This is a genomic window from Paraburkholderia sp. PAMB 6770 (assembly GCF_057748135.1).
Genome location: NZ_CM173238.1, coordinates 1,965,224 through 1,979,549, shown reverse-complemented (window position 1 = coordinate 1,979,549; position 14,326 = coordinate 1,965,224). Strand labels below are relative to the sequence as shown.

The window sequence follows — 14,326 nt, the reverse complement described above, 5'->3', positions numbered from 1 at the left end:
CGCGTATTCCTCTGAAAATAGCCGTATCGGCGGCGAACCTGCCCGATTTTCGGATCAATGACGCAAGACTGTGAACACGTGAACCCGTGTTTGCCATGCATGTTATTGCGAAGTCGCCGGTCCGACAACCCTTGCGCCGGCGCGCCGTTCGTGGACGGCCGGCGCCGCCCACCGGGACCGAAGTGTCAATGAAGCTCACCGATTACACCGATTACACGCTGCGCGTACTGCTGTATCTCGCAGCGCGCGGCGAAGGCCTGGCGACGATTCAGGACATTTCGGACGCGTATGGGATATCGAAAAATCATCTGATGAAGGTCGTCCAGCGGCTCGGCGAGCTCGGCTGGGTGGAGACCGTGCGAGGTCGCAACGGCGGCTTGCGGCTGCACGCGCGCGCGGGTACCGTGACGGTCGGCGAGGTGGTGCGGGCGACCGAGAGCGATTTCCGGCTCGTGGGCTGTTTTCCGGACGCGCGCGGGAGCCATGCGCACTGCGTCATCGCGCCGCAGTGCCGCCTGAAGGGCGTGCTCGAGCGCGCCCGCGACGCGTTTCTGGCCGAACTCGACCAGCATACGGTCGGCGAGCTTGCACAGCCGGGCGGGCCGCTCGCGGCGCTGCTCGGCATCCGGCCGGCGCCGTCGCGCACGCAAATCGCACCGGCCGAGTAACGCGCCGGCCGCGCGATGCAGGCGATGCGGACGATGCAGGCGGGGCACGTGCGCGCGGCGATGGCCGAATCCTCGTCGGGGCGCGCAAAAAGCGCTTGAAACCGCGTCAATCGCCTCAAATTTGGTGGTAATTGAAATTGGAGGTCTCTTGATGAGAGTCGACAAACTCACCACTAAATTCCAGGAAGCGCTCGCGGATGCGCAGAGTCTGGCCGTCGGCCACGACAACCAGTACATCGAGCCGCTTCACGTGCTGGCCGCGCTCGTCGCGCAGCAGGACGGCTCCGCGCGCTCGCTGCTGTCGCGCGCCGGCGTGCACGTGCAGGCGCTGCAGACCGCGCTGGACGAGGCGATCACCCGGCTGCCGCAGGTGCGGGGCACGGACGGCAACGTGCAGATCGGCCGCGAGCTGACCGGTCTGCTGAATCAGGCCGACAAGGAAGCGCAGAAACTGAACGACACGTTCATCGCGAGCGAGATGTTCCTGCTCGCGGTGGCCGACGACAAGGGCGAGGCGGGACGTCTCGCGCGCGCGCACGGCCTCATCCGCAAGTCGCTCGAAGCGGCGATCGCCGCGGTGCGCGGCGGCTCGCAGGTGCACAGCCAGGACGCGGAGAGCCAGCGCGAGGCGCTGAAGAAATACACCGTCGATCTGACCGAGCGTGCGCGTGCCGGCAAGCTCGACCCGGTGATCGGCCGCGACGACGAGATTCGCCGCGCGATCCAGATCCTGCAGCGCCGCACGAAGAACAACCCGGTGCTGATCGGCGAGCCGGGCGTCGGCAAGACCGCGATCGTCGAAGGGCTCGCGCAGCGCATCGTCAACGGCGAGGTGCCGGAGACGCTCAAGGGCAAGCGTGTGCTGTCGCTCGACATGGCGGCGCTGCTCGCCGGCGCGAAATACCGCGGCGAATTCGAGGAGCGCCTGAAGGCGGTGCTGAACGATATCGCGAAGGACGAGGGGCAGACCATCGTCTTCATCGACGAAATCCATACGATGGTCGGCGCCGGCAAGGCCGAGGGCGCGATGGACGCCGGCAACATGCTGAAGCCGGCGCTCTCGCGCGGCGAGCTGCATTGCGTCGGCGCGACGACGCTCGACGAATACCGCAAATACATCGAAAAGGACGCGGCGCTCGAACGCCGGTTCCAGAAGGTGCTGGTCGACGAGCCGTCGGTCGAGGCGACCATTGCAATCCTGCGCGGCCTGCAGGAGAAGTACGAGCTGCACCATGGCGTCGACATCACCGATCCGGCGATCGTCGCGGCCGCGGAGCTGTCGCATCGCTACATCACGGACCGCTTCCTGCCGGACAAGGCGATCGACCTGATCGACGAGGCCGCCTCGAAGATCAAGATGGAGATCGATTCGAAGCCCGAGGAAATGGACCGGCTCGATCGCCGTCTGATCCAGTTGAAGATCGAGCGCGAAGCGGTCAAGAAGGAGAAGGACGAAGCGTCGCAGAAGCGGCTGCAGCTGATCGAGGAAGAGATCGAGCGGCTGAACCGCGAATATTCGGACCTCGAAGAAATCTGGACCGCCGAAAAAGCCGCGGTGCAGGGCAGCGCGCAACTGAAGGAAGAGATCGAGAGGACGCGCGCCGAAATCATCCGGCTGCAGCGCGAAGGCCGGCTCGAAAAAGTCGCGGAGTTGCAGTACGGCAAGCTGCCCGCGCTCGAAGCGCAGCTGCGCGACGTGACGCAGGCCGAGGCGAACGAGCAGAATAACCCGACGCGCCGCCGACTGCTGCGCACGCAGGTGGGCGCCGAGGAGATCGCGGAGGTGGTGTCGCGCGCGACCGGCATTCCGGTGTCGCGGATGATGCAGGGCGAACGCGAGAAGCTGCTGCAGATCGAGGCGAAGCTGCACGAGCGGGTGGTCGGCCAGGACGAAGCGATCGCGGCGGTGGCCGATGCGATTCGCCGCTCGCGCGCCGGGCTGTCGGATCCGAACCGTCCGTATGGATCGTTCCTGTTCCTCGGCCCGACCGGTGTCGGCAAGACCGAGTTGTGCAAGGCGCTCGCGGCGTTCCTGTTCGATACGGAGGAGCATCTGATCCGCATCGACATGAGCGAGTTCATGGAGAAGCACAGCGTCGCGCGGCTGATCGGCGCGCCGCCGGGCTACGTCGGCTACGAGGAGGGCGGCTACCTGACCGAGGCGGTGCGGCGCAAGCCGTACAGCGTGATCCTGCTCGACGAAATCGAGAAGGCGCACCCGGACGTGTTCAACGTGCTGCTGCAGGTGCTCGACGACGGCCGCATGACTGACGGGCAGGGACGCACGGTGGACTTCAAGAACACCGTGATCGTGATGACGTCGAACCTGGGCTCGCAGGTGATCCAGGCGATGGTCGGCGAGCCGCAGGAGGCCGTGAAAGACGCGGTGTGGGTCGAAGTGAAACAGCATTTCCGGCCCGAGTTCCTGAACCGGATCGACGACGTCGTCGTGTTCCATGCGCTCGATCGCGCGAACATCGAATCGATTGCGCGGATCCAGTTGCAGCTTCTGCACAACCGGCTCGCGAAGCTCGACATGCAGCTGGTCGTCTCCGATGCGGCGCTCGAACTGATCGGCAAGGTCGGTTACGACCCGGTGTTCGGGGCGCGGCCGTTGAAGCGGGCGATCCAGCAGGAAATCGAGAATCCGGTGGCAAAGCTGATTCTCGCCGGCAAGTTCGGACCGAAGGACGTGATTCCGGTCGAAGTGGAGAACGGCAAGCTGGTGTTCGAGCGCGTCGTGCATTGAGCGCGCCGGCCGCGACCCGCGCGCGGGTGCGGCAAGAGGACGCCATCACAAGGGCAACGAAGCGATTCGTTGCCCTTTTTTTCATGGGCGTGCGTTCCTCGGCGCACGGGTCATGCGCGGGCGCCGCAGGCGCCCGCTCGCGGCGTCACGCGTTGCCCTTGCCGAACAGCGAGGCGAGGCCGCCGAGCGCGCCCAGTACGGTCGTGGTGTTCAGCTGGCCGTCGGCGGGGACGTCGCCATTCGGCGTCGCAGCATTGACGACGTGCGGCAGCACCTGCGACAGCAGCCCCGACACCTGATCGGGCTGGATGCCGGCCTTCGCCGCGAGGGTGCTGATCGTGTCGGAGCCGAGCACGTTTTGCAGCAGGTCCGCGGAAACCGGCTGATTCTCGCCGTTGCCGATCCACGAGCGGATGACGTCGCCCGCGCCTTGCGATTCGAACTGCTGGACGAGGCCGTTCAGGCCGCCCGGCTGGTTATTGATGAATTCGAGCGCGCTGCTGACGAGGGCCTGATGGTCGCCGCCCTCGGGCGACTGGCCAAGCAGGGAACCGATGGTGTCGAATAGGCTCATGACAGTCTCTCAGGTAAGCCGGCATCGTGTCGCCATGCCGGCGGATGAACACGCCGCGCACAGGCGCGGCAGCGGATGAGGAACGGCGCGGGCGGGCAGCGGAACGCCTGCCGGCGCCGGACGGTGCGGTGCGGCTCAGGCGCCCGACGCCGCGGCCGCCGAAGCGGCCTTGCTCTTCTTTGCCTTCTTCGCTTTCGGGGTCTTTCCTGTTGTGGCCGCCGTGCTGCCCGACGCCGCCGCCGGCGCGCTCGCCGAGGCGGCCGGATGCTTCTTCAGCCATTTCCCGTGTTTCGCGCCGGATGCCGCGGCGGGCGCAGCGGCAGGCGTGCCGCCGTGAGTGGTCGCCGCAGTCGTGGCGGGCGTGGCGGGCGTCGTCACGGGTGTGGCCGGCGCGGTCGATGCGCTGCCCTTGTGGCTGGCCGCCGACGACTTCGCGGCCGACGTCCCGCCGCCCGGCGGCGCCGACGACCCGTTGATCGTGAGTCCGGCCGCTTCGAGATGGGCGACCGATTTCGGGCCGAGGCCCTTCACGCGCGCGGCCAGATCGTCAGCGTTCCTGAAGGGGCCGTTGCGCGTGCGCTCGTCGACGATGGCCTTCGCATGCACGGGACCGATGCCCTTGATCGTTTCGAGCGTCGCCTGGTCGGCGGTATTGACGTCGACCGCCGCGGCGGCGAGGGTGGCCGAGAGCGACAGGATCAGCGTCACACACAGCATCAGCAGCTTCTTCAGCATGGCGGGCACTCCATGGAGGGCGGACGGGGAGCCGGAAACGGACGGCGTACAGGGACAGCGCGGCTGCGTTCAGGATAGGATAATTCGCGCCGGTTTTTGACGAAAGCGAAAGAGTTATACCGGGCCGCGCATGACAAGTAAATCGTTGCTCACCTTATTTAACGTTTGAGCCGGCGGCACCCGCCTTACTCGTGCACGGGATCGCGCCGCGCGTGAGACTGCTCGCGCAGCGCATGCCGGCTTACGCTTCGCCAGTAGACGAGCAGCCCGCCGCCCGCAAGCGCGAGGCTCGCCAGGTTGGCGAGCCAGAAGCCGCGCGCGCCGGTGATCGGCGCGGGAATCGCGCCGCCGATGTCGAAGCCGAGCAGGTAGCCGCCGCCGAGCCCCACGCCCCACAGCGCGAGCGCGTAGATGATGGTCGGCACGACGGTGACCTTGTAGGCGCGCAGCACGAAGGCGGTGCTGACCTGGAGCGCATCGAACACGTGATAGAACGCGACGATCAGCACGAGCGGCATCGCTGCTGCCGCGACCCGCGCGTTGGGCGTGTAGCCCTCGATGATCAGCGGCCGCAGCGCGAGGACGACGAGCGCGTAGCCGCAGGCGATCGCCACCGCCATCGCGATCCCGTGTTTCGACAGCGTGTGCGCGGCCGCCGGGCGGTGCGCGCCGATCGCCTGCGCGACCAGCGTCGAGGTTGCGACGCCGATCGCAAGCGGCGTCATGTAGAGCACCGCGCCGACATTGCCGGCGATCTGGTGTCCCGCGAGCGTGGTGGTGCCGAAGCGCGCGATGAACAGCGCCATGAACGTATAGGACGTCACCTCGATCAGGTACGACAGGCCCATCGGCAGGCCGAGGCGCAGCTGCGCGAGCTGCCGCCGCCAGACCGGCCAGCAGAAGCGGGTGAAGATCGCAAACGGCCGGAAGACCTCCAGCCTCGCCATCAGCAGCAGGCCGACGATCGCGAGCGTCCAGTTGATCGCCGTGCTGGCGAGCGCGCAGCCGGGGCCGCCGAGCGCGGGTACGCCGAGGCCGCCGAAGATGAACCAGCGATTGAGCGGCACCTTCAGCAGCAGCGCGCCGATCTGCAGGATCATCACGAGGCGCGGCTTGCCGACCGCGTTGGTGAGCGCGCTGTAGACGCGAAACGCGAGACCCGCGGGCAGCCCGAACGCGAGGATCTGCAGATACGCGACCGTGCGCGCGTGCAGCGGCGCGGGCACCCGCGCGATGCGCAGGATCGGTTCCGGGAAGTACAGGATCAGGAAGCCGACCGTCAGCAGCGCGACGGACAGCCAGAGCGACTGGCGCACTTCCTCGCCGATCTCGGCGTGGCGGCGCGCGCCGTAGAGCTGCGCCGCGATCGGCTGCAGCGCGGTCAGGATGCCGGTCAGCCCGATATACACCGACACGTAGATCGACGAGCCGAGGCCGAGCGCGGCGAGATCGACCGCCGAGTAGCGGCCGACCATCGCGGTGTCGATCACGCCGAACGCGATGATCGCGAGTTGCCCGATCAGCACCGGCCACGCGAGCGCGGCGATTTTCCGGACGTCGGCGAACATGCTCAGTCCGCGGCGGACGTGTGGCTGTGCTTCGGCCGCCAGGCCCGGTGGCGGGCGGGCGACGTCGGACGGTCGATCCGCACGTAGAGGCGGAAGCGCTCGTCGCGGTCGGCCGCGCGCCGACCTTCCCAGACCAGCTTCCAGACGAAGTTCGACATTGCGCTCGGTTCGCCGTAGTCCTGCGAATCCTGACGCAGGATCACGTCGCAGTCCTCGTCGAACGCGAAGTGCATGTGGCCGAAATAGGCGAACGTCGCGATCTGCGCATCGCCGAGCCGCACCGGCGAGATGCAGGTGTAATCGTCGGGCAGGTGGCGCGCGATCTGCTCGGCCACGTCCTTGTAGGTGCGGCTGTAGTTGACGACCGGCAGCCACAGCGTCATCAGCAGCACCCACATCAGCGTGGTGCCCGCGCTCGACAGCACGACGCTGCGCCACAGCACGTTCGGATGACGCGCGAGCCGCCAGCGCACCAGCGCGAACCAGCACACGGTGACCGCGACCGCGCACAGGAACGACAGGATCTTGAACTCGGGCACGAAACCCGGCGCGAGGCGCGCGAGGTTGCGCGCGAGCGGATGCGGGAAGCCGGTGAGACCCGCGAGCCAGACGAGCCACACGAACGTGCCGAGTATCGTGAAGCTGAGGAGCGCGAACCAGTCGATCGCATTGATCGCGCCGCGCTTCAAGGTGGGCAGCGCGAACGCGGCGAGCACCGACAGCGACGGCAGCAGCAGCATGTACAGCTGATTGGTCTGGTGGCTCTGGATCACGACGAGCGCGAGCAGCGGCGTGATCACCGACAGCGGGATCGCGACGTGCGGCGCGCGCCGCAGCCCGGCCCAGCTGAACCATGCCCAGACGGCGAGCGGCCAGGCGGGCCAGGTGAACAGGGGCAGGTTTTTCAGCGCGTAGCGCGCGACCGAGCCCGGCGGGCCGGCGAATGCGTCAAGGCTGCTGTTGAGCCACTGGTTCAGATACCAGACGCCGTCGTCGGGATAGAGCGCGAGGGTCGCGAGCGGCCACGACAGGGCGATCGCGAGCGCGACCGGCAATCCCGCGAGCAGCAGCCAGCGCGTGCGGGCGCGCGCTTCCGGCACGATCAGCATCATCACCACGGTGCCGAGCAGCAGCGCGCCGACCAGCACCGGATTGCTCGCGAGCGTGACGAGCCCGACCGCGAGGCCCCAGATCAACGCACCCTGCAGCGGCTTGTCGATCATCCGCACGAGCCCGTACACGAGCATCGAGATGAAGGTGAACTGCGCAAGTTGCGGCGTCGTCTCATGGCCGCGCTCGGCGAGACCGAAGCACGCGAGCAGGATCAGCAGCGCGCCGTCCGCGAGCGTGCGGCCGTAGTCGCGCGGCTCGGGTTCGCCGCCGAACGCGTACTTGAACGGCTGAACCTCGGGGCGCCGGCCGAGCAGATAGGCGGTGTACCAGACGAACGCGCAGGCGCCGCAGAACCACAGGCCGGTGAAGATGCGCGATGCATCGCTCGCATCGACCCACGGCGCGAGCGCCCGGATCGACAGCGCGCCCGGCCAGAAGCCGAGCGGGCCGTTGTCGGGCAGGTACTTGCCGACGAGGTTCGGGAACAGCCAGTCGTGCAGATGCCCCCGGGCCATCGTCCACATGACGCCGAAGCCGGCGGCATCTTCGTTTTTCCACGGGTCGCGGCCGAACAGCCCGAACGCTGCATATACGATACAGATGGTCAGCAGCAGCCAGCGCGGCAGGGCGCGCGTGGCGGAGGCCGTGAGGCGAACGACAGGTCTCATGCGGATAGGGTGAGGTTGAACGGGCGAACCGGCGCGCCGCACGGCGCGGCCGGCTCACGGCATCCGGCATTGTAGACGGCGCGCGCGCCGCGCGTCATGGCGACGTAACGCGGCGCCATGCGGGTCGCCCTCGGGCGTGTGTGCGGCGCGACCGGCGCGAAACCGGCGTGGCGGCGCAGCGGGCGCGTCCGGCGACAAAAAAGGGCAGCTTACGCTGCCCTTTTTCCATTCGGTCCGGTATGAGCCGGTCGCCCTGTGACTTACCTGGCAACCTTGCCGGTCGCACGCGAGCCGAACTTCTTGTTGAACTTCTCGACACGGCCGGCGGTGTCCATGATCTTTTGCTGGCCGGTGTAGAACGGGTGCGATTCGGACGACACTTCGATCTTCGCGAGCGGGTAGGTCTTGCCGTTGAATTCGGCGGTTTCGCGCGTCTGGATGGTCGAGCGGGTCACGAACCTGAAGTCGTTCGACATGTCGACGAACAGGACTTCGCGGTAATCCGGGTGAATGCCTTCTTTCATGATGATTCCTCTGGTCTGGCGGTAGCCAGCCCGCGTGCCGCCGCGCGCTGCAAGCCGGCCACGGCCGGTCTGCGACGGGGAAGCATTCTGGCGCGAGCCACTTGCCCAAGGTCGAAAAACGGCGATTATGCCAGAAAATCAGACGGTTGGCGAATTTTTGCGCGCTGTTCCCCCGCTGCGCCGCCGCGACTCATGCCAGTACGCCGCAGCGGGCCGGATCCTGGCGGTAGTAGCGCGCGAGCAACCGGTAGAGCGCCGGGTACGCGCGTTCGAACGCATGCGGCTGGACGAACAGCGCCTCGCTGCAGACCGCGAAGAATTCGGACGGGTGGTCGGCCGCGTACGGATCGATCAGCGATTCGCGCTCGAAGCGCGCCCAGCGCCGCTCGGGCACCGCGTCGACGCGCGCGCAGAACTGGTCGTACGCGTGATCGAACACGTCGGTCCACGCGGCGGCATCGAGCGGCGCGTGCCAGCGGCGAAAGAGCGGCGGATGGCCGTCCGCCTCGCCGTTCAGCATGTCGATCTTGTGCGCGAACTCGTGGATGACGACGTTGTAGGCGTCGCGGCCGTCGGTCATCTGCGCGTCTTCCCACGACAGCACGACCGGGCCGCCTTCCCAGGCCTCGCCGCTCGCATCGTGCTCGACCTCGTGCACGACGCCGTCTTCGTCCTCGACGGTCTTGCGGATCACGAATTCGCCCGGATAGACGATCACGCCGACCCAGCCCCGGTACAGTTCGAGCCCGAGATTCAGTACCGGCAGGCAGGCCTGCGCGGCGATTCCGACCGTCATCGCGTCGGTCAGCGCGAGCTCGTGCGCGGTGGAGAACGATTTTTCCGCGATGAACAGGCTCGTGAGCTCGCGCAGCCGCGCGAGCGACGGGGCGTCGAGATGCCCGAGAAAGGGCAGGCCGGCGAGGGTGGCCTGCCACAGCACGTCGTCGATCGGGAAGTCGCGCAGCGCCCGGTCGCGGCGCCGGGTGTCGAACCAGTGTGTGAGTCTGGAGAGCATCGCTTTCAGTCGATCTGCTTTTGCCATGCGGCGAACAGCCCGCCACATACGGCCACGCCGATCAGAAAATAGAAACCGTCCATCGAAGTGAGGAAGCTCGCCTGCCGCGCCACCATCTGGCCGATCTGCGCGAGCGCGAGCGCATGGGCGTCGCCGGGCGCGGCGCCCGCCGCGGTGAAGCGGCCGGCGAGCGCGGCGACGCCCTGCTGGAATACCGGATTGTACGGATTCGCGAACTCCATCAGGCGGGTGCGATGCAGCGCTTCGCGGTGCTGCTCGAGAATGATCACGGAGGCGGTCGCAAACGAGATCGTCAGTTGCCGGACGATGTTCTTCAGCCGGTACACGTGCGTGAACTCCTCGATCGCGAAGGTGCGGAACGTCAGATTGGCGACCGGCAGCACGATGAAGAGCAGCAGCAAGCCGCGCAGCAGCAGCGGCCCGACTAGCGCGGATTCGCCGGCATCGGGCGTCATGCGCGTCATCCAGAGCGCGGCCCATGCGGCGACCGCGAAGCCCGGCACGATGATCCATTTCTTGCGCGGCAACAGCTTCGCATAACGCAGGTAGACGAACAGCGCGCTGGCCGAAATCAGCGACGTCGAACCGACGAGGCGCCCGGTGTTCTCGACCGGATAGCCGAGGCCGCTTTCCAGGAAGCGCGAGATCAGGAAGCTGTAGGCAGTGGACTCGTAGTAATAGAACATGTACAGCACGAGGCCGACCTGAAAGGTCTTTTCGCGCAGCGCGGTGAGACGCACGAGCGGCTTCGGATGATCCCACTGGTGATAGGCGAACCACGCCAGTGCGCCGAGACCCGCGAGCGTGAGCAGGATCAGGCCGGGCGAGCTGGTGAAGAGCTGGAAGCGCAACTGCTGCATCACGATCTGCAGTGCGCCCTGCGCGAACGCGAAGCTCAGGTACGGCCAGAAGTGTCCGGCGCCACGTTCCTCCGGCTGCAGGTCGCCGGCGTCGGGCAGTGCGAGCATCGCGAGGATCGCGAACAGCACGCCGACGGGCGCGGTGCAGGCGAACAGCGCGCGCCAGTCGAAGTGCGCGACGAGCTGGCCGCCGATCAGCGGGGCGAGCGCGCTGCCAAGCAGGATCAGGATGAGGAACGCGCGGGTGGCGACGGGGCGCCGCTGCGGCGTGAAGCTCGCCTGGATCAGGATGCGGCAGGTGCCCATCATCGGGCCGATGAAGTAGCCCTGGAAGCCGCGCGCGAACGCGAGTTCGAACGAGGTCTCGCACAGCGCGGCCGCGAGCGCGCCGCCGGCATACAGCAGCATGCAGCCGGCGACGTAGCGGCGATAGCCGATCCGCTCGACCCACCATTGCTGCTGCAGGATGCCCAGCACGGCGGCCACTGCGTACGCACTCGACGACCAGACCAGCTCGTCGGGCGACGCATTGACGCCGCCGGCGATGTAGCTGGAGAAGAACGAGAAGATCGCGTTGTCGAAATAGTCGAGCCCGGTGACGAGCGCGAGCACCCACGGGAAGAAGTCGCCGCGCAGCCGGGCGACGCTGAAAAGGGGCGCGTGGGGAGACGCGGGGTTCATGCCGGTTCGTTCCGCGGGTTGCGGCGTGCCGGGGTGGCGCGCCGCTGCTGTTCCCGGGCCGCGCGGCGCTGCTCGATCAGCTGTTCGGGCGTCTCGCCTGCGAGGCGCCGCTCGACGTAGTCCAGATCGCGGCCGAGTTCCGCCTTCAGCATCCGCACTTCTTTCAGTTCGCGGCGCGCCGCCTCGATGCGCGCGTCGAGCGCGTCGACCTGCTGCGCAAGCGCGGTGCGGATCTCGCCCAGCGACGCGTTCGAGTAGCGCCGGCGGCCGCCTTCGTCGAGCTCCAGCGGGCGCTTCAGCATCTCGGTGATACCGTGCAGCGAGAATCCCAGCGAGCGCAGCCGCAGGATGCGCGAGAAGCGTTCAAGATCGGCCTCGTCGTACAGACGGTAGCGGCCTTCACTGCGCGTGGGCGACACGAGACCGCGCTCTTCGTAGTACTTCAGCGTGCGCGGTGTCACGTTCAGGCGCTCGGCGGCATCGCGCACCGTCAGCAGCGGGGATCGGTCTTTCGGCATCGTGCGGGACGCGGTGGGTACCCGGGGATTATAGTTCAACGTGCACGTTCACGTACAGGTTGGCGCGTGCGATGGTGTGCGTGACCGAGTGACCGAGTGACCGAGTGACCGAGTGACCGAGTGACCGCCGGCGCCGTGCGCGGCAGAATGACCCGGCGCGAGGTAGCGCGTCACGGGGATGTTGCCGGTATGGAGTGGGGGGGACGCCATGCCGCCCGCGCAATAAAAAACGCCCGCGCAATGGCGGGCGTCGGCTGTCGCGGCAAGGGCGGGATTAGCTGCCGCCGCCGCGGCGCATCAGATCGAAGAACTCCGAGTTGCTCTTGGTCTGGCGAATCTTGTCGAGCAGAAATTCCATCGCCTCGACTTCGTCCATGTCGTGGATGAACTTGCGCAGCACCCAGATCTTTTGCAGGATCTCGGGCTTGATCAGCAGTTCTTCGCGGCGCGTGCCGGACTTGTTCAGGTTGATGGACGGATACACGCGTTTTTCCGCGAGGCGGCGTTCGAGGTGCACTTCCATGTTGCCGGTGCCCTTGAACTCTTCGTAGATCACGTCGTCCATGCGGCTGCCGGTTTCGATCAGCGCGGTGCCGATGATCGTGAGCGAGCCGCCTTCCTCGATGTTGCGCGCCGCGCCGAAGAAGCGCTTCGGACGCTGCAGCGCGTTGGCGTCGACGCCGCCGGTGAGCACCTTGCCCGAGGCCGGCACGACCGTGTTGTAGGCGCGCGCGAGACGCGTGATCGAGTCGAGCAGGATCACGACGTCGTTTTTCATCTCGACGAGGCGCTTGGCCTTTTCGATCACCATCTCGGCGACCTGCACGTGACGCGCAGCCGGTTCGTCGAAGGTCGACGCGATCACTTCGCCGGCCACCGAGCGCTGCATTTCGGTCACTTCTTCGGGGCGCTCGTCGATCAGCAGCACGAACAGGATCACGTCCGGGTGGTTCTGCTTGATCGCGTGCGCGATGTGCTGGAGCATCACGGTCTTGCCCGACTTCGGCGAGGCGACCAGCAGGCCGCGCTGACCCTTGCCGATCGGCGCGATCATGTCGATGATGCGGCCCGTCACGTTCTCCTCGCCGCGCATTTCGCGCTCGAGCAGCAGCACCTTGTTCGGGTGCAGCGGCGTGAGGTTTTCGAACATGATCTTGTGCTTCGACGCTTCGGGCGGCTGGCCATTGACCTTGTCCACCTTCACGAGCGCGAAATAGCGTTCGCCGTCTTTCGGCGTGCGCACCTCGCCTTCGATCGTGTCGCCGGTATGCAGGTTGAAGCGCCGGATCTGCGACGGGCTGATATAGATATCGTCCGTGCTGGCGAGGTAGGACGTTTCCGGCGAGCGCAGGAAACCGAAGCCGTCAGGCAGTACCTCGAGCGTGCCGTCGCCGAAGATTGTTTCGCCCGTCTTGGCGCGCTTTTTCAAAATGGCGAACATGAGCTCCTGCTTGCGCAGGCGGTTCGCACTTTCGATCTCGAGGCCATTGGCCATCTCGATCAATTCAGACACGTGCAGCGTCTTGAGCTCGGATAAATGCATACGGACAACCCGCAGGAGAAGGTGCGACCTGAAAAGAAATCTGGGAGGAGAGTGAGCGGAACCGCTCGAGGACTTAGACGCCGTTTGGGCGTTTTGTGAATTCTAGCATAGCACACGCGCGTTTCGGCACGCGGCGCGCGCGCATCTTGCGCAACGGCGTGTTGCCGGCCGGCAACACGCCGTTGACCCGCGGATACAGTGGATCAGAGGTTGCCGTCGAGGAACGCGGTGAGCTGCGACTTCGACAGCGCGCCGACCTTCTGGGCCGCGACTGCGCCGTTCTTGAAAAGGATCAGCGTCGGGATGCCGCGCACGCCGAACTTGACCGGCGTGGACTGGTGCTCGTCGACATTGATCTTTGCGACCTGCAGGCGGTCAGCATAGTCGCGCGCGACTTCGTCGAGGATCGGTGCAATCATCTTGCACGGACCGCACCACTCGGCCCAGAAGTCGAGCAGCACGGGTTTGTCGGATTTGACGACGTCCTGTTCGAACGATGCGTCGCTGATATGCTTGATCTGGTCGCTCATGTATGGATACCTCAATCGGATCGAGGCCTGCTTGAAGATGGCTCGCCACGATACAACAAACCGGGAAAACTTCCGTTCGCTGTGCCCCGAACGACGCCTGTTGCCGCGTCCTCCGGGACATTCAACCCGCAGTGTAGCCTAAATTGCTATGCGTTGCCGGCCGTGATAGTAGTCATGCGGGCAGTAGGGCCAAGGCCCGTTGCAGCGCAAGGCCAAGGTCCGCTGCAACCCGCTGCGCGACGCGTCGAGGGGGCCGCACGAGGGGCGCGGCGCGTGTCCGGACCCGCGCGGCAAAATTTGTTGGTCATGGCAGTCGCGCGCGACGCACGGCGATGGTACAATTTCACGTGACGGGCCTCCTCGCATGGAGGCGCGGTCAACTTGGTCAGGTCGGGAACGAAGCAGCCACAGCCGTTTTCCACCAGTGCCGAGGGTCAGGCTCGTCACCTTCGCTTTTCTTCGTTTTTCTGCCGCTGGGTTTTCGCGAACGCGTTCGCGTTATCGCGTTACTCTCCGTCGTTTTTCTTCCCGCAGCTTTCCCTCCGCCGTTTTTCCTGCG

At 66.5% G+C, this 14,326-nt stretch carries 12 protein-coding genes and 1 other RNA gene; 3 read left to right on the top strand and 10 right to left on the bottom strand.

Translation table 11 applies throughout. The annotated features are described in order from the left end of the window. The first annotated feature begins 188 nt into the window (after positions 1-188). Entirely contained in the window at positions 189-668 is a 480-nt protein-coding gene (locus tag AC3AP7_RS08985; RefSeq protein ID WP_475763844.1) for an Rrf2 family transcriptional regulator, read from the top strand. 151 nt (positions 669-819) lie between these two features. Next, positions 820-3,417 (top strand): ATP-dependent chaperone ClpB, encoded by a 2,598-nt coding sequence (clpB, locus tag AC3AP7_RS08980; protein ID WP_475763846.1) that lies wholly within the window; start codon positions 820-822, stop codon positions 3,415-3,417. Positions 3,418-3,562: 145 nt separating this feature from the next. Here clpB and AC3AP7_RS08975 read toward each other — a convergent pair whose 3' ends face one another. From AC3AP7_RS08975 to trxA, 10 genes are all read right to left on the bottom strand, one after another. Further along, positions 3,563-3,991: a YidB family protein gene (locus AC3AP7_RS08975; protein WP_475763848.1), complete on the bottom strand. Its 429-nt coding sequence runs from the start codon at positions 3,989-3,991 to the stop codon at positions 3,563-3,565. Positions 3,992-4,126: 135 nt separating this feature from the next. Beyond that, positions 4,127-4,726 carry a ComEA family DNA-binding protein gene (locus tag AC3AP7_RS08970; RefSeq protein WP_475763850.1) on the bottom strand — a complete coding sequence of 200 codons (600 nt, stop codon included), beginning with the start codon at positions 4,724-4,726 and terminating at the stop codon, positions 4,127-4,129. A 185-nt stretch (positions 4,727-4,911) separates the two neighbouring features. Then, positions 4,912-6,294 (bottom strand): MATE family efflux transporter, encoded by a 1,383-nt coding sequence (locus tag AC3AP7_RS08965; RefSeq protein WP_475763852.1) that lies wholly within the window; start codon positions 6,292-6,294, stop codon positions 4,912-4,914. Between the two features lie 2 nt (positions 6,295-6,296). Beyond that, on the bottom strand, positions 6,297-8,075 hold the full coding sequence (locus AC3AP7_RS08960) for an ArnT family glycosyltransferase (RefSeq protein WP_475763854.1): 1,779 nt from the start codon (positions 8,073-8,075) through the stop codon (positions 6,297-6,299). Positions 8,076-8,335: 260 nt separating this feature from the next. After that, the gene (locus AC3AP7_RS08955; RefSeq protein ID WP_475763856.1) at positions 8,336-8,599 is read right to left on the bottom strand and encodes a type B 50S ribosomal protein L31; all 264 of its coding nucleotides are present in this window, start codon (positions 8,597-8,599) and stop codon (positions 8,336-8,338) included. 190 nt (positions 8,600-8,789) lie between these two features. Next, a complete protein-coding gene (locus AC3AP7_RS08950) occupies positions 8,790-9,614 on the bottom strand; it encodes a M90 family metallopeptidase (protein WP_475763858.1) in 825 nt (274 codons plus the stop codon). A 5-nt stretch (positions 9,615-9,619) separates the two neighbouring features. After that, a complete protein-coding gene (locus tag AC3AP7_RS08945) occupies positions 9,620-11,176 on the bottom strand; it encodes an MFS transporter (protein WP_475763859.1) in 1,557 nt (518 codons plus the stop codon). After that, positions 11,173-11,694, bottom strand: a complete 522-nt coding sequence (locus tag AC3AP7_RS08940; RefSeq protein WP_475763861.1) for a MerR family transcriptional regulator — start codon at positions 11,692-11,694, stop codon at positions 11,173-11,175. Before AC3AP7_RS08940 ends, AC3AP7_RS08945 begins: the two co-directional genes overlap by 4 nt. A gap of 274 nt (positions 11,695-11,968) precedes the next feature. Then, on the bottom strand, positions 11,969-13,237 hold the full coding sequence (gene rho / locus AC3AP7_RS08935) for a transcription termination factor Rho (protein WP_475763863.1): 1,269 nt from the start codon (positions 13,235-13,237) through the stop codon (positions 11,969-11,971). A gap of 203 nt (positions 13,238-13,440) precedes the next feature. Beyond that, positions 13,441-13,767 (bottom strand): thioredoxin TrxA, encoded by a 327-nt coding sequence (gene trxA, locus AC3AP7_RS08930; RefSeq protein ID WP_475763864.1) that lies wholly within the window; start codon positions 13,765-13,767, stop codon positions 13,441-13,443. A 349-nt stretch (positions 13,768-14,116) separates the two neighbouring features. Between trxA and ffs the strand changes: the two genes are divergently transcribed. Continuing rightward, positions 14,117-14,215: signal recognition particle sRNA small type (gene ffs / locus AC3AP7_RS08925), an RNA gene on the top strand. Positions 14,216-14,326 lie beyond the last annotated feature (111 nt).

Coding starts and splice junctions, on each gene's coding strand:
- AC3AP7_RS08975 (WP_475763848.1), bottom strand. CDS start 3,991: ATGAGCCTATTCGACACCATCGGTTCCCTGCTTGGCCAGTCGCCCGAG.
- AC3AP7_RS08945 (WP_475763859.1), bottom strand. CDS start 11,176: ATGAACCCCGCGTCTCCCCACGCGCCCCTTTTCAGCGTCGCCCGGCTG.
- AC3AP7_RS08970 (WP_475763850.1), bottom strand. CDS start 4,726: ATGCTGAAGAAGCTGCTGATGCTGTGTGTGACGCTGATCCTGTCGCTC.
- AC3AP7_RS08965 (WP_475763852.1), bottom strand. CDS start 6,294: ATGTTCGCCGACGTCCGGAAAATCGCCGCGCTCGCGTGGCCGGTGCTG.
- AC3AP7_RS08940 (WP_475763861.1), bottom strand. CDS start 11,694: ATGCCGAAAGACCGATCCCCGCTGCTGACGGTGCGCGATGCCGCCGAG.
- AC3AP7_RS08955 (WP_475763856.1), bottom strand. CDS start 8,599: ATGAAAGAAGGCATTCACCCGGATTACCGCGAAGTCCTGTTCGTCGAC.
- clpB (WP_475763846.1), top strand. CDS start 820: ATGAGAGTCGACAAACTCACCACTAAATTCCAGGAAGCGCTCGCGGAT.
- AC3AP7_RS08960 (WP_475763854.1), bottom strand. CDS start 8,075: ATGAGACCTGTCGTTCGCCTCACGGCCTCCGCCACGCGCGCCCTGCCG.
- trxA (WP_475763864.1), bottom strand. CDS start 13,767: ATGAGCGACCAGATCAAGCATATCAGCGACGCATCGTTCGAACAGGAC.
- AC3AP7_RS08950 (WP_475763858.1), bottom strand. CDS start 9,614: ATGCTCTCCAGACTCACACACTGGTTCGACACCCGGCGCCGCGACCGG.
- AC3AP7_RS08985 (WP_475763844.1), top strand. CDS start 189: ATGAAGCTCACCGATTACACCGATTACACGCTGCGCGTACTGCTGTAT.
- rho (WP_475763863.1), bottom strand. CDS start 13,237: ATGCATTTATCCGAGCTCAAGACGCTGCACGTGTCTGAATTGATCGAG.